This is a genomic window from Bradyrhizobium mercantei (assembly GCF_001982635.1).
GTDB lineage: Bacteria > Pseudomonadota > Alphaproteobacteria > Rhizobiales > Xanthobacteraceae > Bradyrhizobium > Bradyrhizobium mercantei.
The window spans coordinates 1-22,498 of record NZ_MKFI01000004.1 but is presented as its reverse complement, the minus strand read 5'-3'; the positions used below and the strand labels follow the sequence as shown (position 1 = coordinate 22,498).

The 22,498-nt window shown below is 64.1% G+C and carries 22 protein-coding genes; 16 read left to right on the top strand and 6 right to left on the bottom strand.

The window, feature by feature from the left end; all coding sequences use genetic code 11:
* Positions 1–78 precede the first annotated feature (78 nt).
* The 7 genes from BI327_RS18400 to BI327_RS18370 are packed head-to-tail and all read left to right on the top strand — an operon-like array spanning position 79 to position 6,899.
* Entirely contained in the window at positions 79–627 is a 549-nt protein-coding gene (locus BI327_RS18400) for a heme NO-binding domain-containing protein (protein ID WP_076862233.1), read from the top strand.
* A gap of 3 nt (positions 628–630) precedes the next feature.
* The gene (locus tag BI327_RS18395) at positions 631–2,829 is read left to right on the top strand and encodes a response regulator (protein ID WP_076862232.1); all 2,199 of its coding nucleotides are present in this window, start codon (positions 631–633) and stop codon (positions 2,827–2,829) included.
* Positions 2,826–3,203: a response regulator gene (locus tag BI327_RS18390; protein ID WP_076862231.1), complete on the top strand. Its 378-nt coding sequence runs from the start codon at positions 2,826–2,828 to the stop codon at positions 3,201–3,203. The genes BI327_RS18395 and BI327_RS18390 overlap by 4 nt, the downstream gene beginning before the upstream one ends.
* Positions 3,200–4,405, top strand: a complete 1,206-nt coding sequence (locus tag BI327_RS18385; protein ID WP_076862230.1) for a PP2C family protein-serine/threonine phosphatase — start codon at positions 3,200–3,202, stop codon at positions 4,403–4,405. The genes BI327_RS18390 and BI327_RS18385 overlap by 4 nt, the downstream gene beginning before the upstream one ends.
* Positions 4,406–4,410: 5 nt before the next feature.
* The gene (locus BI327_RS18380; RefSeq protein WP_143271652.1) at positions 4,411–4,842 is read left to right on the top strand and encodes an ATP-binding protein; all 432 of its coding nucleotides are present in this window, start codon (positions 4,411–4,413) and stop codon (positions 4,840–4,842) included.
* 3 nt (positions 4,843–4,845) lie between these two features.
* Positions 4,846–5,205 (top strand): STAS domain-containing protein, encoded by a 360-nt coding sequence (locus BI327_RS18375; protein ID WP_076862228.1) that lies wholly within the window; start codon positions 4,846–4,848, stop codon positions 5,203–5,205.
* Positions 5,202–6,899, top strand: coding sequence for a uracil-xanthine permease family protein (locus BI327_RS18370; protein WP_076862227.1), 1,698 nt, complete (start codon positions 5,202–5,204; stop codon positions 6,897–6,899). Before BI327_RS18375 ends, BI327_RS18370 begins: the two co-directional genes overlap by 4 nt.
* A 142-nt stretch (positions 6,900–7,041) precedes the next feature.
* Here the strand turns inward: BI327_RS18370 and frc are convergent, their stop codons facing one another.
* The 3 genes from frc to BI327_RS18355 form a co-directional block, all read right to left on the bottom strand.
* On the bottom strand, positions 7,042–8,319 hold the full coding sequence (gene frc / locus BI327_RS18365) for a formyl-CoA transferase (protein ID WP_076862226.1): 1,278 nt from the start codon (positions 8,317–8,319) through the stop codon (positions 7,042–7,044).
* A 141-nt stretch (positions 8,320–8,460) separates the two neighbouring features.
* A complete protein-coding gene (gene oxc / locus BI327_RS18360) occupies positions 8,461–10,194 on the bottom strand; it encodes an oxalyl-CoA decarboxylase (RefSeq protein ID WP_076863027.1) in 1,734 nt (577 codons plus the stop codon).
* A 90-nt stretch (positions 10,195–10,284) separates the two neighbouring features.
* On the bottom strand, positions 10,285–10,980 hold the full coding sequence (locus tag BI327_RS18355) for a GntR family transcriptional regulator (protein ID WP_076862225.1): 696 nt from the start codon (positions 10,978–10,980) through the stop codon (positions 10,285–10,287).
* Between the two features lie 216 nt (positions 10,981–11,196).
* Here BI327_RS18355 and BI327_RS18350 point away from each other — a divergent pair, with 216 nt between their 5' ends.
* The 3 genes from BI327_RS18350 (at position 11,197) to BI327_RS18340 (ending at position 14,758) form a co-directional block, all read left to right on the top strand.
* Entirely contained in the window at positions 11,197–13,326 is a 2,130-nt protein-coding gene (locus BI327_RS18350; protein ID WP_076862224.1) for an acetate--CoA ligase family protein, read from the top strand.
* Positions 13,327–13,480: 154 nt separating this feature from the next.
* Entirely contained in the window at positions 13,481–13,888 is a 408-nt protein-coding gene (locus tag BI327_RS18345) for a hypothetical protein (protein WP_076862223.1), read from the top strand.
* Between the two features lie 105 nt (positions 13,889–13,993).
* The gene (locus BI327_RS18340) at positions 13,994–14,758 is read left to right on the top strand and encodes an NYN domain-containing protein (RefSeq protein WP_076862222.1); all 765 of its coding nucleotides are present in this window, start codon (positions 13,994–13,996) and stop codon (positions 14,756–14,758) included.
* Positions 14,759–14,787: 29 nt separating this feature from the next.
* Here BI327_RS18340 and dapD read toward each other — a convergent pair whose 3' ends face one another.
* Positions 14,788–15,759, bottom strand: a complete 972-nt coding sequence (dapD, locus tag BI327_RS18335; protein WP_076862221.1) for a 2,3,4,5-tetrahydropyridine-2,6-dicarboxylate N-succinyltransferase — start codon at positions 15,757–15,759, stop codon at positions 14,788–14,790.
* Positions 15,760–16,201: 442 nt separating this feature from the next.
* Between dapD and BI327_RS18330 the strand changes: the two genes are divergently transcribed.
* A complete protein-coding gene (locus tag BI327_RS18330) occupies positions 16,202–16,591 on the top strand; it encodes a DUF1236 domain-containing protein (protein WP_076863025.1) in 390 nt (129 codons plus the stop codon).
* Positions 16,592–16,786: 195 nt separating this feature from the next.
* Positions 16,787–17,848 carry a ketopantoate reductase family protein gene (locus tag BI327_RS18325; RefSeq protein ID WP_076862220.1) on the top strand — a complete coding sequence of 354 codons (1,062 nt, stop codon included), beginning with the start codon at positions 16,787–16,789 and terminating at the stop codon, positions 17,846–17,848.
* An 18-nt stretch (positions 17,849–17,866) separates the two neighbouring features.
* Here BI327_RS18325 and BI327_RS18320 read toward each other — a convergent pair whose 3' ends face one another.
* Together BI327_RS18320 and BI327_RS18315 are read right to left on the bottom strand one after the other, a co-directional pair.
* Positions 17,867–18,469, bottom strand: coding sequence for a thiamine pyrophosphate-dependent enzyme (locus BI327_RS18320; protein ID WP_076862219.1), 603 nt, complete (start codon positions 18,467–18,469; stop codon positions 17,867–17,869).
* Positions 18,470–18,477: 8 nt separating this feature from the next.
* Positions 18,478–19,029 (bottom strand): thiamine pyrophosphate-binding protein, encoded by a 552-nt coding sequence (locus tag BI327_RS18315; protein WP_076862218.1) that lies wholly within the window; start codon positions 19,027–19,029, stop codon positions 18,478–18,480.
* Between the two features lie 187 nt (positions 19,030–19,216).
* On the opposite strand from BI327_RS18315, the gene BI327_RS18310 reads away from it, so the two are divergent.
* The 4 genes from BI327_RS18310 to BI327_RS41795 form a co-directional block, all read left to right on the top strand.
* Complete coding sequence (locus BI327_RS18310; protein ID WP_076862217.1) at positions 19,217–20,182, top strand: Bug family tripartite tricarboxylate transporter substrate binding protein; 966 nt, start codon at positions 19,217–19,219, stop codon at positions 20,180–20,182.
* A 3-nt stretch (positions 20,183–20,185) separates the two neighbouring features.
* Complete coding sequence (locus BI327_RS18305) at positions 20,186–21,082, top strand: amidohydrolase family protein (RefSeq protein WP_076862216.1); 897 nt, start codon at positions 20,186–20,188, stop codon at positions 21,080–21,082.
* A 15-nt stretch (positions 21,083–21,097) separates the two neighbouring features.
* Positions 21,098–22,147, top strand: coding sequence for a hydroxyacid dehydrogenase (locus tag BI327_RS18300; protein ID WP_076862215.1), 1,050 nt, complete (start codon positions 21,098–21,100; stop codon positions 22,145–22,147).
* 106 nt (positions 22,148–22,253) lie between these two features.
* A partial coding sequence (locus BI327_RS41795; protein WP_143271651.1) for a hypothetical protein occupies positions 22,254–22,498 on the top strand: 245 nt, incomplete at its 3' end.

Below are 22,498 nucleotides of genomic sequence, written 5' to 3'. Positions count from 1 at the left end.
CTGGCTCCGCAGTCATCACTGCAGAAATAAGACCGCTGCCAGGCCGACCAGTTCGTTTTTGAGTACAAGGAATACGCAATGAAGGGCGTTGTGTTCAACTTGCTCGAGGCCGTCATCCGCCGCGACTACGGTGACGATATGTGGGAAACATTGCTCGATGCGGCCGGCTCCCATGGTGCATATAGCTCGCTTGGCAATTATCCGGATGACGAGCTGATGAAGCTGGTCGGTGCGGCATCATCTGCGCTCAAGATGCCCCCCGATGACGTTGTTCGCTGGTTCGGCCGAAACGCCTTGCCGCTCCTTGCGGAGAAGCATCCACATTTTTTTGCATCGCATAAGTCGACACGCCCGTTTCTTCTTACCCTGAACGACGTCATCCACGCCGAGGTGCGCAAGCTATATCCCGGAGCCGATGTGCCGGTTTTCACCTACGACACGTCCTCGCCGGAAGTTCTCCTGATGCACTACAGATCGCCGCGCAAGCTCTGTGCGCTCGCGGAGGGATTCATCGAGGCAACCGCCGGCTACTACGCCGAAGAGGTCTCACTGGACCAACCGGAATGCATGAAGCGAGGAGACGACAGATGTGTGCTGCGCGTGTCCGTCAGGAAACCGAAAGGCTGACCGATGGAGAGCCTCAATGATGCCGATGTCCAGCTCGCCCGGTTGAAGAAGTGGCTCGACCGGGAGCAGCGGGCACGGGCTGAAAGCGAGGCGATCGCCGAGAAGGCGCTGAGTGAGCTGTACACGAAGAAGAAGGAAATTGAACTGCTGCAGCTGATCACTGTCGCCGCGAACGAGGCGTCGACAGTGGAACAAGCCATGCGAACCGCGCTCGATGGGGTGTGCGCCCATACACGGTGGCCGGTCGGGCATGTTCATCTCAAGGACTCGGCGGGGGTGCTCGTATCGACGAACCTGTGGCATCTCGACACTCCCGAGCGATACAAGGCGTTCCAGAGCGCGACCGAGGCCGTGACGTTTGCACCGAGCGCGGGCTTGCCCGGTCGCGTTCTCCAGCAGAGGAAACCCGCGTGGATCGTCGACGTGACCAAGGACGCCAATTTCCCCCGGTCGAAGGCAGCGCAGGACACCGGTCTGAGAGCCGGTTTCGCCTTTCCGGTGCTGGTCGGGGAAGAGGTCGCTGCCGTCATGGAGTTTTTCTCCGACGAGCCTGCGGAGCCGGATGACGCCGTGCTCACGATCATGGCTCATGTCGGCAGTCAGCTCGGACGCGTCATCGAGCGGCGGCGTTCCGAAGACGCCCTTAAGCTTGCGAGCCAGCACAAATCCCAGTTTCTCGCCAATATGTCGCACGAGCTGCGCACGCCGTTGAATGCGATCATCGGCATCACCGAGATGCTGCAGGAAGATGCCCGCGACGCCAACCGCGACAGCGATTCCGAACCGCTCGGCCGCGTCGTGCGCGCGGCCCGTCATTTGCTGGCCGTCATCAACGACATCCTCGACCTGTCGAAAATCGAGGCCGGAAAAATGGACCTTCAAGTCGGGTCCTTCGCGATCGCGCCCGTTGTCCAGGACGTGGTCAACACGGTCGGGACGCTTGCTGCCAAGAACCAGAACGTGCTCAAGCTCCAATGTCCGCCCGAGATCGGATCCATGTGTGCGGATCAGACGAGGATTCGCCAGGCGCTGCTCAATCTCGTCAGCAACGCGGCCAAATTTACCGAGAACGGCACGATCACGGTCAGCGCCCGTCGCGCATTCGCAGACGCCACCGAGTGGATTGTCATCTCTGTTGCCGATACCGGCATCGGCCTGACAGCCGAGCAGCAGGGACGGCTGTTTCAGGACTTTGTCCAGGCTGATGCTTCGACAACCCGCAAGTACGGGGGTACAGGGCTTGGGCTCGCGATCAGCCGGCGCTTTTGCCAGATGATGGGGGGCGACATCGCGGTCGAAAGCGAACCCGGGCGGGGCTCGACCTTCACGATCCGCTTGCCGGCTGAGGGCGTGTCGCCACAGCCGCCGGAACTGCCCAAAGCGCCGTCCAAGGGGCCATCCAAGAGCCCGCCGCCAATGGCGCGCACCGCAGTGCCTCACCGCGCTCCGCTCATTCTGGTGATCGATGACGACGACTCGGTGCGGGAGGTGACAACGCACTTCCTGACCCGCGAAGGGTTTGTCGTGACGACGGCAAGCGGTGGACAGGAGGGGCTTCGGCTCGCGCGTGAGCTGCAGCCGGATGCAATCACGCTGGATATCGCGATGCCCGATCTCGATGGCTGGACCGTCCTTGCCGCGATCAAGGGCGACCCCGCAACGGCGGCGATTCCAGTGATCCTGATGACCATCGTGGACGAGAAGAACCGTGGTTATTCGCTGGGCGCCGCCGATTACATGGTGAAACCGGTCGAGTGGAGCGGGCTGGCCCGCGTATTGCGCAACATATGCAAGTCCGCCGGGCGGGGCGTGCTGGTCGTCGATGATGACGACATGATGCGCTCCGGTTTGCGGCGCGCGCTGCACGAAGACGGCTGGAAGGTGTCGGAAGCGGAGAACGGGCGTGTCGCGCTGGCGCGCCTCGCCGAGCAGCGTCCCGACGTGATCGTGGTCGATCTCCTGATGCCCGAAATGGACGGCTTCGAGCTGCTGGACGCGTTGCGGAGCAACGCCGCATGGCGCGATATCCCGGTACTGGTTCTGACCGCCAAGGATCTGACGGACGACGATCGGGTCCGCCTCAACGTCGGAATCGAGCGCGTACTTCAGAAGCGCGATCGGCAGGAATTGCTGCGCGAGGTCCTCGACGTTCTTGACCGATGCATCGAACGCCGTCGCGGGGAAAGCGTTGCCGTGTCATGACCAAGGTCCTGTATGTGGAAGACAACGAAGACAACGTCTATGTGCTGAAGAGCCGGCTGGCGCGCAAGGGCTACACCGTCCTGATCGCCTCCGACGGAGCCCAGGGCGTGTCGATGGCCGCGACTGAACAGCCGGAGATCATCCTGATGGACCTGAGCTTGCCGGTGCTCGACGGCTGGGAGGCCACGCGCCGCATTAAGGCCGGCGAGGGAACCCGACATATTCCGGTCATTGCACTGACCGCCCACGCCATGACCGGAGACCGGGAACAGGCGCTGGCCGCCGGCTGCGACGACTTCGATACCAAGCCGGTGGAGATCGCCCGGTTGATCGACAAGATCCAGTCGCTGGTCGGGAAAGGCCGCGTGTCGTGATCGCCGCCGAGGCCGCTCTTCTGGTCGTCGACGACAATGAGGACAACCGATACACGCTGGCGCGCCGTCTCAGGCGTGAGGGCTACGAGAACCTCACAATGACGACCAACGGGCGGGAGGCGCTCGACAGGCTGAAGGCGCAACCTTTCGATCTCGTCCTGCTCGACATCATGATGCCCGACATGAACGGCTACGAGGTCCTCGAGCAGGTGAAGGCCACGCCGGCGCTGCGCGACATTCCAATCATCATGATCTCGTCGCTCGACGAAATCGAAAGCGTCGTACGCTGCATCGAGCTCGGTGCCGAGGACTACCTCAACAAGCCGTTCGATCCGACGCTGCTTCGTGCGCGTGTCGGCGCATCGCTCGAAAAGAAAAGCCTGCGTGACGAGGTTCGCAGGAACATGAACCGGCTGATGCAGGAATTGGAGGCCGCGCGCGCATTGCAGCTTGCCATGCTGCCGCGGCAGTTCCCGGCCTGCTCGCCCTCGCATCCGATCGCGGTTCACGCCGTCATGGAGCCGGCAAGGGAAGTCGGCGGTGACCTGTACGACTGCTTCTATGCCGGCGAGCACACGTTCTGCTTTCTGGTCGGCGACGTCTGCGGCAAGGGCGCTTCCGCGGCGATGTTCATGGCGCGCGCCCGCAGTCTCGTGCGCATCACGGTTGATCTGTGGCAGGAATGGCGCACCGACGGCATTGATCCCGGAGAGTTGCTGGGAGCGGTCAACCGCGAGCTGTGCCAGGACAACGACGATTGCATGTTCGTCACGATGTTTCTGGGGTCGATCGATACGCGCAGCGGGCTCGTGTCGTTCGTGAATGCCGGTCATCCGCGGCCCCATCTGATTTCGAGCACCGGCGAGACCAAGCAAATCGACGGGAAGCCGGCGTTGCCGCTTGGCGTTCGGCGCGAGGCCCGGTTCCAGACGCGGGCCCTTCAGATATTGCCGGGCGATGCGCTGTTTGTCTGCTCGGACGGCGTGTTCGAGGCGATGAACGGCAACGCAGATCTGTTCTCCATCGAACGCATGGGACAACTCCTGGCTCAAGCCCATGCGGCCGAGCCGCTGGAGATAGTTCGCATGATCAGGGACGCCGTCGACGCTTTCACGGGCGGAGCGCCGAGGACAGACGATCTGACGGCGCTGGCGTTGCGGTGGCGGCCTGCCGGGACGGCCGCTGCCCACCCGATCTCGTGACGGCCATGACCCACGTCGTCGATGTCCGGCTCCACAACGACATCTCGGACATAGGCATCGTTCGCGACACCCTGGATAATCTCGCCCGCGAGTTCCGCATCCCGAACCGCGCCCTGACGCAATTGCAGGTAGCGCTCGACGAAATCGTCAGTAACGTGATCAAATATTCCTGGGACGACGGGGCGCGGCACGAGTTCCTCGTCCGGATCACGGTGCAACCCGACAGGGTGGATCTGGAGATTTTCGACGACGGCACGGAGTTCGATCCGATGACAGCGTTTCTCCCCAACCATGCGCCCGAGGGGCGGCCTCGGCCCGGCGGGCTCGGCATTCATATGATCAAACATCTGGTCGATCGTTTCGACTACGAGCGCGTTGACGGGCGCAACCACACCACATTGAGCAAGACATGCGAGGTCGGCAGTCCAGAGGAGTGAGAAATGAATGCCCTCAGTATCGGCCAGACGCGAGCCGGAGGCGTCTGTATCGTGACGCTATCGGGGCGGATCGACAGCACGAGTGCCAGCGACGTGATGGCCGAGCTCACGCGCCTGATCTCGTCGGGCGAAAAGTCCATCCTGGTCGATCTGGGCGCCGTGCTGTATCTCACCAGCGCCGCTTTCCGCGCGCTGCTGGTCGCAACTGACGAAGCCGAGCGCCGAGCGGCCAAACTTGCGCTGTGCAACCTTGCCGGGCACGTGCGTGAGCTGTTCGAGATGGGCGGGCTGCTCGACGTGTTCGCAATTCACAACTCGCGTGAGGACGCGTTGAAGCAGCTCGGTGGACCGCGCGCGCCATGACCCGTCCGCCCGGTCTCATCTACGCGGTCGATGAAACCCCGCCACGGGCGATCCTGATCGTCTCGGCGTTGCAGCATATCGGGCTCATGGCGATCACGCTGATCTTTCCGATCATCCTCGCGCGCGAGGCCAACCTTTCCAGAATACAGTTTCTCGATCTGATCTCGCTGTCGATGCTCGGACTTGGCGTCGCCAACATATGCTTCTGCATTCGAACGCGATTGATCGGATCCGGCTATCTTTGCGGAGCCGCCTATACGGCGATCTTTCTCGGCCCTTCGCTGTTCGCACTGCAACGGGGTGGACTTGCGCTGGTTTTCGGCATGACGGTAGTTGGGGGGATCGTGCAGGTCGCCTTGGCGCCGTTGCTGCACCGATTGCGGGCGCTGCTGCCTTCCGAAATCGCCGGCCTCGTGATTGCGGTGGTCGGTCTCACTCTGGCGGGGCTCGGCGTGCGCTATGGGCTCGGCATCAGCCCGCAGCAGCAGAAGATCAATCCCGATTATATGATCGTGGCCGGCATCTCGCTGGTCACTATGACCGTCCTGAACGTCTGGTCAAAGGGTTATGGCAGGATGTTCTGCGTGCTGATCGGGATGGTGGTCGGATACGTCGTCAGCGCCGGCCTCGGGATCTTCGATCTTGCCGGGATCGTCCCGGAAGGGGGATTGAGCGTGGTACGCCTGCCGCGAATTCAGCATGTGGGATGGTCGTTCGATCCGGTGCTGGTCGCCCCCTTTGTGGTTGCATCGCTTGCCGCCACCCTCCGCGCAATGGGGGATGTTTCGAACGCGCAGCGCATCAACGATGCCGATTGGGTTCGCCCCAACTTCGCCTCGCTCGCGGGCGGCGTCTCGGCCAACGGCGTGGCGGTCATCTTTTGTGGACTGGTTGGCGGTTGCGGCATCAATACGTACAGTTCGACCATCGGATTGTCCGGTGCGACCGGCGTGACCAGCCGCAGTGTCGGCTACGCGATCGGAGTAGGATTCTGCGCGCTTGCGTTCATTCCGCCGCTGGCCCTGGTGCTCGCGGCGATGCCGTTGCCGGTGATGGGTGCTGCGCTGTTTTTCACGGCCGCCTTCGTGTTCACCAGTGGCCTGCAGATGATCACGGCGCGGATGCTCGATGCTCGCAAGACGCTGGTCATCGGCTTCTCCTTTGCGATGGCGGTCGTCGCCGACCTCTATCACGAGGCACTGACGGAAGTGCCGAATGTTCTGCAGCCGATCTTTGGCAACGGGCTGGTGCTGGGCACGGTCTGTGCCGTCGTGCTGAACCTGATCATGCGCATTGGCGTGCGTCAGCAGGTTTCGATCAAGCTGCCGCCGGGCGGCATCAATCGCGAAGCCGTGGAGCGGTTCCTGTCGGAACAAGGCGCGCGCTGGGCCGCGCGACGGGACATCATGCGCCGGGCAATCTTCGGTGTGGTCCAGGTGCTCGAAGTGGTCGGCGATCCCCCCGGTGGCGTCGAGATCGAGGCAAGCTTCGACGAATTCGACCTCGATATACGAATCCGCTACGTCGGCGCGCTCCTGACCATTCCCGAGCGCAAGCCAACGCCAAGGGAGATCGTGGAGAGCGAGCAGGGCGAGCGGCTGCTTGCCGGCTATCTGCTCCGTCAAAGCGCCGACTGCATCACCGCACACGAAAACGGTGCGTCCGTCGAGATGCTGCTGCATTACGACCACTGAGACGGGATTGTCGGCTTCCGGTTGCCGGCAGACATCGTGCCTCGGGCCCATCGGAGTCGCTCACTTGGCGGGAGAGCTGCCGACACAAAAAAATGGCCGCGGTTGCCCGCGGCCATTCGTGCTTCTTGATAGATGGTGGCCCTTACTCGGCCGCCTGCTTGCGCGGCGGATCGAGTGCGCCGGAGTCGTGGATTTCGGCGACCTGATGATCAGAGAAGCCGAGCACTTCGCGCAGGATCTCGTCGGTGTGCTCGCCGAGCAGCGGCGAGCGCTGCACGTCGCTCGGCGAATCCGACAGCTTGATCGGGTTGCCGACCGAGATGTACTTGCCGCGGGTCGGGTGATCGACCTCGACCACGGTGCCGGTCGCGCGCAGCGACTGGTCCTCGGCGATCTCCTTCATCGACAGGATCGGACCGCAGGGGATGTCGTCCTTGTTGAGGATTTCCATCGCCTCGAACTTGGTCTTGGTCATCGTCCACTGCTCGATGCGGGCGAAGATCTCGTTCAGCCGCGGCAGGCGGGCCGGCGGCTTGGCGTAGTTCGGATCGGTCTTCCAGGTCGGCTCGCCGATCACGTCGCAGATCTTCTCCCAGACCGGGGCCTGGGTGATGAAGTAGATGTAGGCGTTCGGGTCGGTCTCCCAGCCCTTGCACTTCAGGATGCGGCCGGGCTGGCCGCCGCCGGAATCGTTGCCGGCGCGCGGCACGGCATCGCCGAACGGAATGCCTTCGCCGAACTGGCTGTATTCCTTGAGCGGACCGTGGGCGAGGCGCTGCTGGTCGCGCAGTTTTACGCGCGCGAGATTCAAGACACCGTCCTGCATCGCCGCGGTGACGCGCTGGCCCTTGCCCGAATGGGTGCGCTGATAGAGCGCGGTGACGATACCGAGCGCGAGGTGGAGGCCGGTGCCGCTGTCGCCGATCTGCGCGCCGGTGACCAGCGGCAGGCCGTCGCGGAAGCCGGTGGTCGAGGCGGCGCCGCCGGTGCACTGCGCGACGTTCTCGTAGACCTTGCAGTCCTCATACGGGCCGGGGCCGAAACCCTTGATCGAGGCGACGATCATCTTCGGGTTGATGGCCTGGATCTTCTCCCAGGGGAAGCCCATGCGATCCAGCACGCCGGGGCCGAAATTCTCCACCAGCACGTCGCACTGCTTGATCAGCGCGGTCAGCACTTCCTTGCCCTTCGGGTTCTTGGTGTCGAGCGTGATCGAGCGCTTGTTGTGGTTCAGCATGGTGAAATACAGGCTGTCCACGTTCGGGATGTCCTGCAACTGGCCACGCGTGATGTCGCCGACGCCGGGGCGCTCGACCTTGATCACGTCGGCGCCGAACCAGGCCAGCAATTGCGTGCAGGTCGGACCCGACTGGACGTGGGTGAAATCGAGAATGCGAACGCCCTTGAGCGCCTTGGTCATAATGTTTGCTCCGTACTCTGGTCTACCCCTGCACCCGCAGGGAAAATGGGTTGAAGGGGACTAAAGCGCGTGCCGCGCTTCAGCGTTTTGCTTGCGCATGATCTTTTCGGAAAACCGCTTCGCACTTTTCCGGATCATGCCTTACTTCTTCTTCTGCAGAACGCTCTGCGGATTGAGGTTGCCGATGCGGCCGCTCTCCGAGCCCGCCGCCGGATCGATCACGGCGTTGATCAGCGTCGGCTTGCCGCTATCCAGCGCCGCGTTGACCGCGCGCTTCAACTCGTCGGGGGAGGTGGCGTTGACGCCGACGCCGCCGAAGGCTTCCATCATCTTGTCGTAGCGCGAGCCCTTGACGAACACGGTGGTCGCCGGATCGTCGCTGACGCCGTTGACGTCGGTGCCGCGATAGATGCCGTCATTGTTGAAGATCACGACGCAGATCGGTAGCTTGTAGCGGCAGATGGTCTCGACCTCCATGCCCGAGAAGCCGAACGCACTGTCGCCTTCGACCGCGAGCACGGGCAGGCCGGTCTCGACCGCAGCCGCGATCGAATAGCCCATGCCGATGCCCATCACGCCCCAGGTGCCGACGTCAAGCCGCTTGCGCGGCTTGTGCATGTCGACGACGCCGCGGGCGAGGTCGAGCGTGTTGGCGCCCTCGTTGACGAAGATGGTGTCCGGACGCTCCGCGATGATCGCGCGCAGCGCGCCGAGCGCACCGTGATAGTCCATCGGCGAAGCGTTGCTCATCAGCTTCGGCGCCATCTTGGCGACGTTGTCATCGCGCTTCTTGGCGACCGTGGCGAGCCAGTCGCTCGGTGCGGCCGACCAGTTCGCCCCCATCGCATCGAGGAACGCGGAGACGCAGGAGCCGATGTCGCCGACCACGGGGGCGACGATCTCGACGTTGGAGTCCATTTCCTTCGGCTCGATATCGACCTGGATGAATTTCTTCGGAGCTTCGCCCCAGGTCTTGCCCTTGCCGTGTGACAGCAGCCAGTTGAGGCGGGCGCCGATCAGCATCACGACGTCGGCTTCCTTCAGCACGGTGGAGCGCGCCGCACCCGCGCATTGCGGGTGCAGGTCGGGCAAGAGGCCCTTGGCCATGCTCATCGGCAGGAACGGCACGCCGCTCTTCTCGACGAAATTCTTGATCGCCTCGTCGGCCTGCGCATAGGCCGCGCCCTTGCCGAGGATGATCAGCGGACGCTTTGCGCTCTTCAGCACGTCGAGCGCGCGCTTGACCGAAGACGGGGAGGGGATCTGCTCCGGCGCCGCGTCGACCACCTTGACCAGCGACTTCTGGCCGGCATCGGCGTTCATCACCTGCGAGAACAGCTTTGCCGGCAGGTCGAGATAGACGCCGCCCGGACGGCCCGACACCGCGGCGCGGATCGCGCGCGCAAGGCCGATGCCGATGTCCTGGGCGTGCAGCACGCGGAACGCGGCCTTGCACAGCGGCTTGGCGATCGCGAGCTGGTCCATCTCCTCATAGTCGCCCTGCTGCAGGTCGACGATCTCGCGCTCGGACGAGCCCGAGACCAGGATCATCGGGAAGCAGTTGGTGGTGGCATGCGCGAGCGCGGTGAGGCCGTTGAGGAAGCCGGGCGCCGACACCGTGAGGCAGACGCCGGGGCGCTTGGTCAGGAAGCCGGCGATCGAGGCCGCGTAGCCGGCGTTCTGCTCGTGGCGGAACGAAAGCACGCGAATGCCCTCCGCCTGGGCCATGCGGCCCAGGTCCGTGATCGGGATACCCGGCACACCATAAACGGTGTCGATGCCGTTGAGCTTGAGCGCATCGATGACGAGATGGAAGCCATCCGTCAGCTCTTGCTCGGTGCCCGGTGCCTCGGACTTCACAGCGGTATTCAGCATCGGCATCATCTCCCTGATCGTTCTTGTTCGGACGATCTATTCGTCGTCTGAAGCGTGAGTGAACTCTAAAACCTAAGTGAACAGTGCTCTCTAAGTGAACAGTTCTTGGCCGTGCGCCTCGACATAGGCGGCAAGCCCAAGTGTGTGATCGCGGGCGCGCTTTTCGGCGAGCTCGGTGTCGCGCGCTTCCAGTGCCTCGATGATCCCGAGATGCTCGGGCAGCGAGGTCGCGGTGCGGTCCTTGCGGCCGATCGTGAGCTGGCGATAGCCGCGCACGTGCAGCAGCAGGTCATTGGTGAGATCGACCAGCACAGGCGATTCCGACAGCGAGATCAGCGCCTGGTGGAAGGCGATGTTGGCCCTGGAATATTCCTCGATGTTGTCCTGCGGCAGGCGGTCGTCGCTGAAGTCCTTGAAGAAGTCGCGCAGCGACGAGATGTCCTTCTTGCGCGCGGTGGTCGTGATCAGGCGCGCCGCCATGCTCTCCAGCGCCGCCCAGGCGCGGATCATGTCGACGATTTCCGCCTTGGTGCGGCGGACCACGACGATGCCGCGGCGCGGCACGGTCTTCACGAAGCCGTCCTGCTCGAGCATCGCGATCGCTTCGCGGATCGGCGTGCGGCTGACGCCGAGGCGCTCGGACAATGCGCGCTCGTCGAGCATCACGGGCTCCGGCGTCGCGTAGATGTCCATCTTCAGGATCGCTTCCTTCAAGGCTTCATAGGCCTTGTTCTTGAAGCTCGTCTCCGGCGCGATCCGGACGATGGCGATATCTGTGTCAGCCATGGTGGGCGACGCCTTGGTCTGTTTCGGTTCTGGCACGACTCGTCTCCTCCTCTTGGAGACGTCTTCTTAGCAGAAGAAATTACCCTAGATTTTTGGCATGCCAAATACCAGGATGTCAAGACGTGCTTATTTTTCGGCATTTTTGGGGGACGACCCACCTTGACAATTACGTTTTTGGCATACCAAATGCCACGAAATTGTCCCAGGAGGAAGCCAATGTCAAATTCTAAGGATGCGGTCCGCAAAATTCTCGATGCGGTCAAGGCCGACAAGCGTACGAGCCTCACCGCGCCCGAAGGCAAGGTGGTTTGCGATGCCTACGGCATTCCGGTGCCGAAGGAAGGCGTCGCCAAGTCCGCGGCCGAGGCCGCCCGTGTCGCCTCCGACATGGGCTTCCCGGTGGTGATGAAGATCGTCTCGCCCGACATCCTCCACAAGACCGAGGCCGGCGGCGTGGTGGTCGGCGTCAAGAGCGCGGCCGATGCCGAGAAGAGCTACGAGACCATTCTGGCCAACGCCAAGAAGTACAAGGCCGACGCCAAGATCGAGGGCATCCAGGTCCAGCAAATGCTGGGCGGCGGCACCGAGGTGATCGTCGGCTCCATCACCGACGGCTCGTTCGGCAAGCTGGTGGCCTTCGGCCTCGGCGGCGTGCTCGTCGAGATCCTCAAGGACATCACCTTCCGCCTGGCGCCCGCGACCAAGGAAGACGCGCTGTCGATGCTCGACGGCATCCAGGCCCATGAGATGCTGAAGGGCGTGCGTGGCGGCGACCCCGTCAACCGCGAGGCGCTCGCCGACGTCATCGTCAAGGTGTCGCAGCTGGTCAGCGATTTCCCCGAGATCGTCGAGCTCGACCTCAATCCGGTGTTCGCCACCAGCAAGAACGCGATCGCGGCCGACGTCCGCATCGTGGTCGACTTCAACTACAAGCCGCGCCCGGCGCCGCGTCCGACCGAAGAGATCGTCGCGGCGATGAGCCGCATCATGCAGCCGAAGGGCGTCGCCGTGATCGGCGCCTCCGCCGAGGACGGCAAGATCGGCAACTCCGTGATGAAGAACCTCATCAACGGCGGCTACAAGGGCGAGATCTATCCGATCCATCCGAAGGCCGCGGAGATTCTCGGCTACAAGGCCTACAAGAGCGTCAAGGACGTGCCCGGCGTGATCGACACTGCGGTGTTCGCGATCCCGGCGAAGTTCGTCGCCGGCGCGCTCGCCGAATGCGGCGAGAAGAAAATCCCGGGTGCGGTGCTGATTCCCTCGGGCTTTGCCGAAGCCGGCGCGCCGGAATTGCAGGCCGAGATCGTTGAGGTCGGCAAAAAGTACAATATCCGCCTGATGGGGCCGAACATCTACGGCTTCTACTACACGCCGGCCAATCTCTGCGCCACGTTCTGCACCGCCTATGACGTCAAGGGCCACGCCGCGCTGTCGTCGCAGTCGGGCGGCATCGGCATGGCGATCATCGGCTTCTCGCGCTCGGCGAAGATGGGCGTGTCGGCGATCGTCGGCCTCGGCAACAAGTCCGACATCGACGAGGACGATCTGCTGGCCTTCTTCGAGCAGGATCCCAACACCAACTTGATCGCGCAGCATTGCGAGGACCTGAAGGACGGTCGCGCCTTTGCGGAGGCCGCCAAGCGCGTCTCCAAGAAGAAGCCGGTGGTCGTGCTCAAGGCCGGCCGCACCTCGGCCGGCGCGAAGGCGGCGTCGTCGCACACCGGCGCGCTTGCCGGCAACGACAAGATCTACGAGGACGTGTTCAAGCAGTCCGGCGTGATCCGCGCGCGTTCGCTCCGGCAGCTGCTGGAGTTCGCCCGCGGCGTGCCGGTGCTGCCGACCCCGAAGGGCGAGAACGTGCTGATCATCACCGGTGCCGGCGGCTCCGGCGTGCTGCTCTCGGACTCCGTGGTCGACAACGGCCTGTCGCTGATGCAGATGCCGCCGGATCTCGACGCGGCGTTCCGCAAGTTCATCCCGCCGTTCGGCGCGGCTGGAAATCCTGTGGATATCACCGGCGGCGAGCCGCCGATCACCTATGTCAACACCGTGAAGCTCGGCCTGTCGGACGAGCGCATCCACGCGCTGATCCTCGGCTACTGGCACACCATCGTGACGCCGCCGATGGTGTTCGCGCGCAACATGGTCGAGGTGAAGAAGGAGATGGAGGCCAAGGGCTTCGTGAAGCCGATCGTGGCCTCGCTCGCCGGCGACGTCGAGGTCGAGGAAGCCGCTGAGTATCTCTACCAGAACGGCATCCCGGCTTACGCCTATTCGACCGAACTGCCGGTCGAGGTGCTGGGCGCCAAGTACAAGTGGGCGCGCGGCGCGGGCCTGCTGTGATCTGATCCGACGCTTGATGCCGCTCCGGACGGGTTCCGGAGCGGCATCAAAACCCGGTTAACGGCATCCGAGAAATCGGGGGCTAACCGATAATCCGGCCTTAATGGGAGGCCGACTAAACGTCTTCAGGTTGCACGGAGGCGCTTTCCCCATCATGTCAATTCAGCTCGATTCGGATTTTGCGAGCGACGATCGCGCCAGGGCGCAGATCGGCGCGGCGGTGAACTATCTGCTCAGGGACGCGACCGGCGTCGCGCGTGAGCATGCTGTCGAGACGATCGTCGAGATGGTGCGCGACATCGCAAGCCGGCCGCCGGCGTACGAAACGCCGTCGATTCAACCGCTGATGAGCGGCGTCACCTATCGGGATTTTGTCATCGATGCCTACCGGCGTGACGTCGACCGCTGGCGCGCGACGATTCGCCGGTCGAACGGCAAGAAGATCCGGATCGCTTCTCCGCCGTCGGTACGCGACGAGGCGACGACGACGGCGGACGCGATCACCGCCGAGAAGGCCATCGAGTTCGCCAGGCGCGCGATCGACCTCGGCGAGGTGATCTGATCCACGCCGCCTCGAGGCTGCCGTGACGTTCGTCCGGCAGCCGGTCTATGCGTGGGACGCGCGATGTGCGAGTCTTGATCCATCGCCGCCCAGCCGAGAACAGCCATGCCGTCCGAACTCCGTTCGCCCCGTCTCGCCGTCCTGATCGACGCCGACAATGCATCTGCGAAGATCGCCGATGGGCTGTTCGAGGAGATTGCCAAGATCGGCGAAGCCAGCGTGCGCCGCATCTACGGCGACTTCTCCAATCCCAGGTCCAGGGCCTGGGCCGACATTCTGTCCAAGCACGCCATCATCCCCCAGCAGCAGTTCGCCTACACGACCGGCAAGAATGCATCCGACATCACGCTCGTGATTGACGCGATGGACCTGCTGCACAGCGGCCGATTCGATGGCTTCTGCCTGGTGTCGTCGGACAGCGATTTCACCCGTCTGGCCGCCCGCATCCGCGAGCACGGCATCGACGTGTTCGGGTTCGGCGAGCAGAAGACGCCGGAGAGTTTCCGGCAGGCCTGCCGCAGGTTCGTCTACACCGAGAATTTGCGCGGCGGCGTGACCAGCAATCAGGATGCGGCCGCGCGTTCCCAGCCGTTGCAGCCCCCTGAGGCTGCCACGCCGATCCTCAAGAAGGTCATCAGCCAGATGGCCAGCGAAGACGGCTGGGTGACGCTCGGCGAGGTTGGACGCCAGCTTGCCAATGTCGCGTCGGATTTCGATCAAAGGACATACGGCTTCCGCACCTTGAGCGAGCTGGTGCGCAGGACCAATGCTTTCGAGATCGAGTCCAAGGGCGGGACGACGCGAACCCGCATCAAGCCTGTGGCTGCGCCGCCGCCAAGACGGCGCGCCGCGCGAAAGCCGCCGCAATGAGCGGCGCGCGCCAGCCTTAAACCAAGGCGCTAGCCGTGAAGTTGCGCGTTGAGGCCGTCCCAATTTCCTTTGCGTCGGGTCGCCTCAAGCGCGCCGCTCTGGGAATTACGACGAAACAGAAGGCCCCTGTGGCCCGAGAGTTCTTTGGCTTTCAGGACCCGGCCGTCTTCCAGAAGGATGCGCGCGCCTGCCGTGACATAGCAGCCCGCTTCGACGATACAATCGTCACCCAATGAAATGCCGATACCGGCGTTGGCTCCGATCAGGCAGCGCTCGCCAACCGTGATCCTCTCTTTGCCTCCGCCGGACAGAGTGCCCATGATCGACGCTCCGCCGCCAATGTCGCTGCCGCGTCCCACAACCACACCGGCGCTGATCCGGCCTTCGACCATGCAGGGACCGAGCGTGCCCGCATTGAAATTGCAGAAGCCCTCATGCATGACGGTGGTGCCTGGAGCCAAATGGGCTCCGAGCCTGACGCGATCCGCATCTGCAATTCTCACGTCCGCATGCGTGACGTAATCAGTCATGCGCGGAAACTTATCCACGCCCGTCACCTCGAAAGGAAGGCCACGCTTTCGCGCCAGCATCCGCGCTTCCGGGACACGAGAGGGTTCACAGGGACCGAGTGTCGTCCAGGCAACGTTGGGCAGCAGACCAAAAATTCCATCAAGGTTCTGGCAATTGGGCTGGACGAGCCGGTGGCTCAGGAGATGGAGCCGAAGATATGCGTCGTGCACATCGGTCGGCGCAGATGCTAGGGAGCCGATTTCCGTACGAATGGGAACGATGTCGACATTGCGGATGTCGTCGTGCCGCGCAAATCCGTCCGCCGATTCACCCAACGTCTTGCTGATCTCGTCGCTCGTCAGCCGCACCGTTGCCGCCTTGTCGGCCGCCTCAACCAGGCCTAGCCGAAGAAACCAGCAATCCAGCACGCGACCATCAGCGGCGATCGTCGCAAATCCCTCGCCACTTGCGCCCTTCAGCTCCATCGTCATTTGAATTCCTCACACTACGATCCTACTCGTCATGCATACGCGAATTCTCGTCGAAATGGCAACGTCTCGCCCCTCAAACGCATCCGCTTGGGGGTATTTTCGACGGATTCATCAGGGATTCTCGGCAGGTTGATGTCCGCTTCTGCGCGTAAGCGCCGAACCGGGCCGCGCCGGAGGTGTTGCGGTTTGGCCGGACGCCCGTGATTCAAACTCCTCAACTGGGGGCTCGAAGCCTTGCCGACGATGACCGCATCCTGGCTCTGAAAATGAACCGGCGATGAATGCCGCTTCGGACAGTGTCGCGAGCGGAATTCTCATGTTGCCGGAACTGCAGCGAGTTGCGGCGGAACTGATATTTGCGCGCAAGTTGCTGCGCTGGAACTGGAACGTTCTCATTCCCCGCGATGTTGAGGTGCGTCGATCAACTCGGAGGAGGAGAATGATGAACAAGCGTTTTGCTGTTTCCCTTGTCGCTGCTGCGTCGCTGCTCGCGTCCGGTTCGGCCTTCGCGCAGTCCACTACTGCCGCGGGCGCCGCGAACGGTGCGCGGACCGGCGGCGAGATTGCAGGCCCGGTCGGCGAGATCGTCGGCGGCACGGTTGGTGCTGCGGTCGGCGCCGGCCTCGAGATTCCGAATGCGGTGATCACGTCGATCCCGCGCGGCGAGCCGTCGGTCGTGGTGCGCGAGCGCGTCGTGGTCGGCGAGCCGCTGCCCGACACCGTCGTGCTGCACCCGGTGCCGCGCTACACTGAGTATCGCTATGCGGTCGTCAATGACCGCCGCGTGATCGTCGAGCCGCGCACCCGCCGGATCGTCAAGATCATCGACTGATCGCCGGGATTTCTGACTGTGACATCCCCGCGGGCCGATCGCCCGCGGGGATTTCCCTAGGTCCCATGAATACCGGCATGGCACGGGCGCGCTTTTTTCATGAAGCGGGCCGTTGGCCTGAGCGGCCGATCCCCTAGACTGCCCGGCAACGGACGCGGCAAGCGTCTGCCTCGGACAAGACCAGGGGATGGAAACATGGGTCGGAAGATCGCGATCGTCGGCGCGGGTGCGGTCGGCGGCTACGCCGGTGCGCATATGGTGCAGGCGGGTGAGGACGTCACCTTCATCGATCCCTGGCCCGCGCATGTCGAGCATATGCGCAAGCACGGGCTGCGCGTCACACACGCGATGGATGTCGCGGAATTCTCGGTGTCGGTGCGCGCGCTTGATGTCACCGACGCGCAGCAACTGGCCAAGGAAACGCCGGTCGACATCGCCTTCGTCTGCATGAAATCCTACGACACGGCCTGGGCCACCATGCTGATCCGGCAATATCTGGCGGCCGACGGCTACGTCGTCTCGCTGCAGAACTGCATGAACGAGGAGACGATCGCCGGCATCGTCGGCTGGGGCAAGACGCTCGGCTGCATCGCGAGCAGCATCACCGTCAATCTGCCCGAGCCCGGCCATATCCACCGCGGCGCCGGCAAGGGCGGAGCCGCCCACACCGTGTTTCGCGCCGGCGAGGTGCATGGCCGCATCACCGCGCGGGCGGAGGAGGTGTGCCGGCTGGTCGGCTTTTCCGACAGCGCCAAGGTGACCGCCAATCTCTGGGGCGAGCGCTGGTCCAAGCTGGTCGCCAATGTGATGGGCAACGGGCTGTCGGCCTGCACTGGACTAGCGGGCGGCGAGGTGCTGCAAAGCGAACCGCTGCGCCGCTTCTCCACTCGGCTCGGCAGCGAGGCGATCCGCGTCGGCCAGGCGCAGGGCTATCAGCTGGAAGAGATCTTGCATCTGCCGCCCGAGACGATCGCCCGTGCCGGCGAGGGCGACGAGGCCGCAACGCGCGCCTGCGACGAGCAGCGCTTCAAGGATGCCAGGCGCACCTCATCGGCGCAGCGCCCCTCGATGGGCCAGGACATGCAGAAGGGCCGCCGCACCGAGATCGAATTCCTCAACGGTTTAGTGGTGCGCGAGGGCGAGAAGCTCGGCATCGCCTGCAACGCCAACGCCGCGCTGACCGACATCGTCAAGCGCGTCGAACGCGGCGAGCTGAAGCCGGATCCCCGGCACATCACCGAGCTGCGGATGAATTGAGCGCGGCGGTCGCTGCACCTACAGCAACTGCCGCACGCCCATCCCGTTCATGAACCGCTCGCGGATCTGCACGGGGTCGCGCCTTGTCGTGCCGGTGCCGGGCTTGTCGTCGATGCGCACGCCGATCAGCGTCGGGCCAGCGGCCTGTTTCGATTGCTCGATCAGCCGCTCGAAATCGTCCTCGTCGGCTGCCCAGGAGCTGTTGGCGAGGCCGCTGGCGATTGCGACCTGGACGATATCGGTATGGCCGGCAGCCGGGGTCGGCTGGCTGCCGGTGATCTGATAGATGCCGTTGTCCATCACCACCATGGTGAGATTCTTGGGCGCCAGCGTCGCGATGGTCGAGAGGCAGCCCAGCTGCATCAGCAGCGAGCCGTCGCCTTCGAGCGCGAACACGCGGCGTTTCGGCTGCGCCAGCGCCACGCCGAGCGCGATCGGAAACGCCAGCCCCATGCTGCCCAGCATGTAGAAATTCTCGGGCCGGTGTCCGGCGGCCCAAAGATCGAAGTTGGTGTTGCCGATGCCGCCGATCACGGCCTCGTCCTTCAGTCCGGCGACGAGGCGCCGGGTGAGGTCGAAGCGGTTCATCACCTTGGTGTTGCGCGCGTGGGTGCTGGTCATGGCTGATCTCACTTGTCGAAGGTCTTGCCGCCGGTCAACAGCGGCGAGAGGATCAGCGCCACCGGCGCCTGGGTGGTGACGGCCTGCTTGATCGAGCGGTCGGCGATGAATTCGAGCTCGTCGAGTCGTGTGATGGTGTGGTGTTCCATCGCCAGCGAATCCAAGACCGGACGCATGGTGCGGCAGACCAGCGCCTGGCCGTAGTTGAATTCGCCGAGCGTGCCGCGCTCGGAGACGAACATGATCAGCGGGATCTGGTAGGGCACCGCGAGCGAGGCGAGCACGTTGGCGAGCGTGGCAAAGCCCGAGGTCTGCATCAGCACGGCGCCGCGCATGCCGGCCATCCAGGCGCCGGAGACGATGCCGACGGCCTCTTCCTCGCGCGCGGTCGGAAATGTCGTGAAATAGGGATCGGCGTGCAGGTCCTTGATCAGTGTGGTCAGCACCCGGTCGGGCACATAGGGCACGAGCTTGATCTCGTTCCGTTTCAGCGTCTGCAGCACGATGCCGTGCCAGGTGCTCGCCGACTTCTGGGACGAGGCTTGTTCCGCGGCCGCCATCCTGTTCTCCCTGCCTATGCGACGCTGATGTTCGCTTGCGGATCGAAACTTGACGCGGTGCCTGCGATTGTCAACATGCCGCGGCCGCAACGCGATCTGCGGAATTCGGCCATCGCAGCGCCGGACCGGCGTGCGATACAGGCGGTAACGACAAAGGGACGAAACGACAAAGGGACGGGAGGCGTCGATGGCCGGATGGGTCTGGCGGACCGCCATTGCGGCAGCGGCCATGGTTGCGGCCGGCCTTGCGTCCGCGCAGCCGTATCCGGCAAAGGCCGTTCATATTCTCGTTCCATATCCACCCGGCGGCGGCGTCGACGTGCTGACGCGGACGCTGGCCGAAGTGGTCTCGAAATCCTGGATGCAGTCGATCGTGGTCGAGAACCGGCCGGGCGCCGGCGGGGTGATCGCCTCGCAGGCGATCGTGACATCAGCGCCCGACGGCTACAATTTGATCATGGTGGCGAGCGGCCACGCCACCAATCCGTTCCTCTATCCAAAGCTGCCCTACGACACGTTCAAGGACTTTTCGCCGATCTCGCTGCTCGCGTCGTCGCCGAACGTGCTGCTGGTGCGCGCGGACTCGCCGTTCAAGTCGGTCGCCGACGTCATCGCGGCGGCGAAGGCGAAGCCGGGCAGCCTGTCGTTCGCCCATGCCGGCAACGGCACCTCGACCCACCTGGCCGGCGAGCTGCTCAACAATCTCGCCAAGATCGAGATCAGCGCGATCCCCTACAAGGGCGGCGCGCCCGCAATCAATGATCTGCTCGGCGGGCAGATTCCGATGTCGTTCAACAACGGGCCGGAATCGGTCGGGCAGTTGCAGGCCGGCACCGTCCGCGCGCTGGCGGTGACGACCGCCTCGCGCGCGCCGTTCCTGCCTGAGGTGCCCAGCATGTCGGAGACCGTGCCGGGCTACGACACCGAGGTGTGGTGGGGACTGCTCGGGCCCGGCAACATGCCCGCAGATCTTGTCGCGAAGATCTCACACGATTTCGTCGCGGCGGTGAGCACCGATGATGTGAAGCAGCGGCTCGGCAAGCTCGGCGCGATCCCGATCGGCTCCACGCCCGATAAATTCGCCGCCAAGATCAAGGCCGACTACGACAAATGGGGGCCGATCATCAAGGCCGCCGGCATGAAGGCGGAGTAGACGATGGCCGCGTCAGAGATTCCCGCCTGCCTGCCGCCGCGTCCGGTGACGCCGCCAAGAGAGAAACTGCCGCCAAAGGCCTGCGATACGCACGCGCATGTGTTCGGCCCGGCGGATCGCTTTCCCTATGCAGCCGATCGCAGCTACACGCCGCCCGACGCGCCGCTTGCGAGCTATCTCGGCATGCTCGATGCGCTCGGCTTTGCCCGCGGCGTGCTGGTGCAGGGCAGTGCGCATGGCCACGACAATTCGGCGATGCTGGACGCCTTGCAGCGCGAGCCGGCGCGGCTGCGCGGTGTCGCGGTCGCCGATGCCGACGTCGCGGCCGGCACGCTGCGGCAATGGCACGTGCTTGGCGTGCGCGGTCTGCGCTTCAACCATTTCTTCCGCGGCGGACAGCTGCACTATCGCGGCGGCATTCCGCTTGGCGTTGCCGGGACGCATGCTCCCGTGATGGCCGAGCTCGGCTGGCATCTGCAGCTCTGGATCGACGTCAAGGATCTGCCCGACACGATCCCGGCACTGAAGGCGCTGGGCCTGCCGGTCGTGGTCGATCACATGGGCCGCACCGATGCCGGCGCCGGGATCAACACCGCCGGCTTCCAGAGCCTGCTGCGTGCGGTGGACGAGGGCTGGTGCTGGGCCAAGCTGTCCGGTGCGCATCGCTTGAGCCAGCGCGCGCCGGATTATCCGGATGCGCGGCCGTTCCACGAGGCGCTGGTCTCGGCCAACCCTGAACGGCTGGTGTGGGGCGGCGACTGGCCGCATCCGCGGGTCGAGGGCGAGATGCCCGACGCCGGCCACCTGCTCGACCTGTTTCACGAATGGACGCCGGATGCGGCCACCCGCCACCGCATCCTGGTCGACAATCCCGCACGACTCTATGGCTTCCCCAACTGAAAGCTGCTCGAAGACATGACCGTCAACAACAAGCGCGTGTTCTACGTCAAATACCTCGCCCACGAGATCTACGTCGATATCCTGAAGAAGCGGCCGGATGTCCGGCTCGATCGATTGGAGAACGAGACGCCCGAGGCCGCGTTTGCACCCGTTCTCGCCGATGCGCATGCCTACCAGATCGGCGCGGCCCGCGACGAGCTGGCGCCGCACTTCCATGCCCATGCCGAATTGCTGAAGCGCGCGCCGAACCTTCTGATCGTGTCGTCGAACGGCGCGGGCTTCGACCCCGTCGATGTCGAGGCCTGCACCGCGGCGGGCGTGCTGGTCGTCAACCAATCCGGCGGTAACGCCAACTCGGTCGCCGAGCACGCGCTCGGCATGATGCTGACGCTGTCGAAGCGGATCATCCAGTCCGACCGCAGGCTGCGGCGCGAGGCCAATGTCAACCGCAACGACCTGATCGGCAACGAGCTGAAGGAGAAGACCGTCGGCATCGTCGGTCTCGGCAATGTCGGCCGCCGCATCGCCGAGCTGTGCAAGGGCCTGCTGCACATGAAGGTGATCGCCTACGATCCCTATCTCACAGCCGACGAGATGGCGAAGCGGGGCGGGGAGAAGGTCGAGCTCGACGATCTCCTGCGTCGCGCCGATTTCGTCTCGATCTCCTGTCCGCTCGACAACAAGAGCCGGGGCATGATCGGCGCACGCGAGTTCGCGCTGATGCAGCCGCACGCTTACTTCGTTACAACAGCGCGCGGCTTCATCCACGACGAGAAGGCGCTCGAGGACGCGCTGCGTGAAAAACGCATTGCCGGCGCCGGCCTCGACGTCTGGGCCAAGGAGCCGCCGCCGCCGGATCATCCGCTGCTGCAGTTCGACAATGTGCTGGCGAGCCCGCACACCGCCGGCGTCACCCGCGAAGCGCGCATGAACATGGGCCGGATCGCGGCGGAACAGATCCTCGACGCGCTCGACGGCAAGCGCCCGCCGCGCATCATCAATCCCGAGGTCTGGCCGGTCTATGCGAGAAGGTTCGAGAAGGCGTTCGGGTTCATGCCGGGATAGGTCGACGGAGGTGGCTCATCCAGTCAGGTGAGCACTGTGGCCAGGCTCCCTCTCCCCTTGCGGGTGTTCAGACCGGGGAGATGGTGGACGGGTGTTCGGAGACATCGTGGACACTTTCAGCTCCGCGGGCGAGGGGCCGGATGTCGATAGTTGCTATCATCTGGGTTCTGAACACGGCGTCGAATACGCCATCCTGTACAGTTGGGCGGAACGCGACCGCCTTGCCGCGGAAGGCCTTCGGCAGCCTGACGGCGCGGCCAAGGAAGCTGACGTGGCCACCCTCCTGGACACGGCGAACAATGTCGGTCGGAGCGTATTCGAAGGGCGCAATGGCCTCGACATAAACGCGCG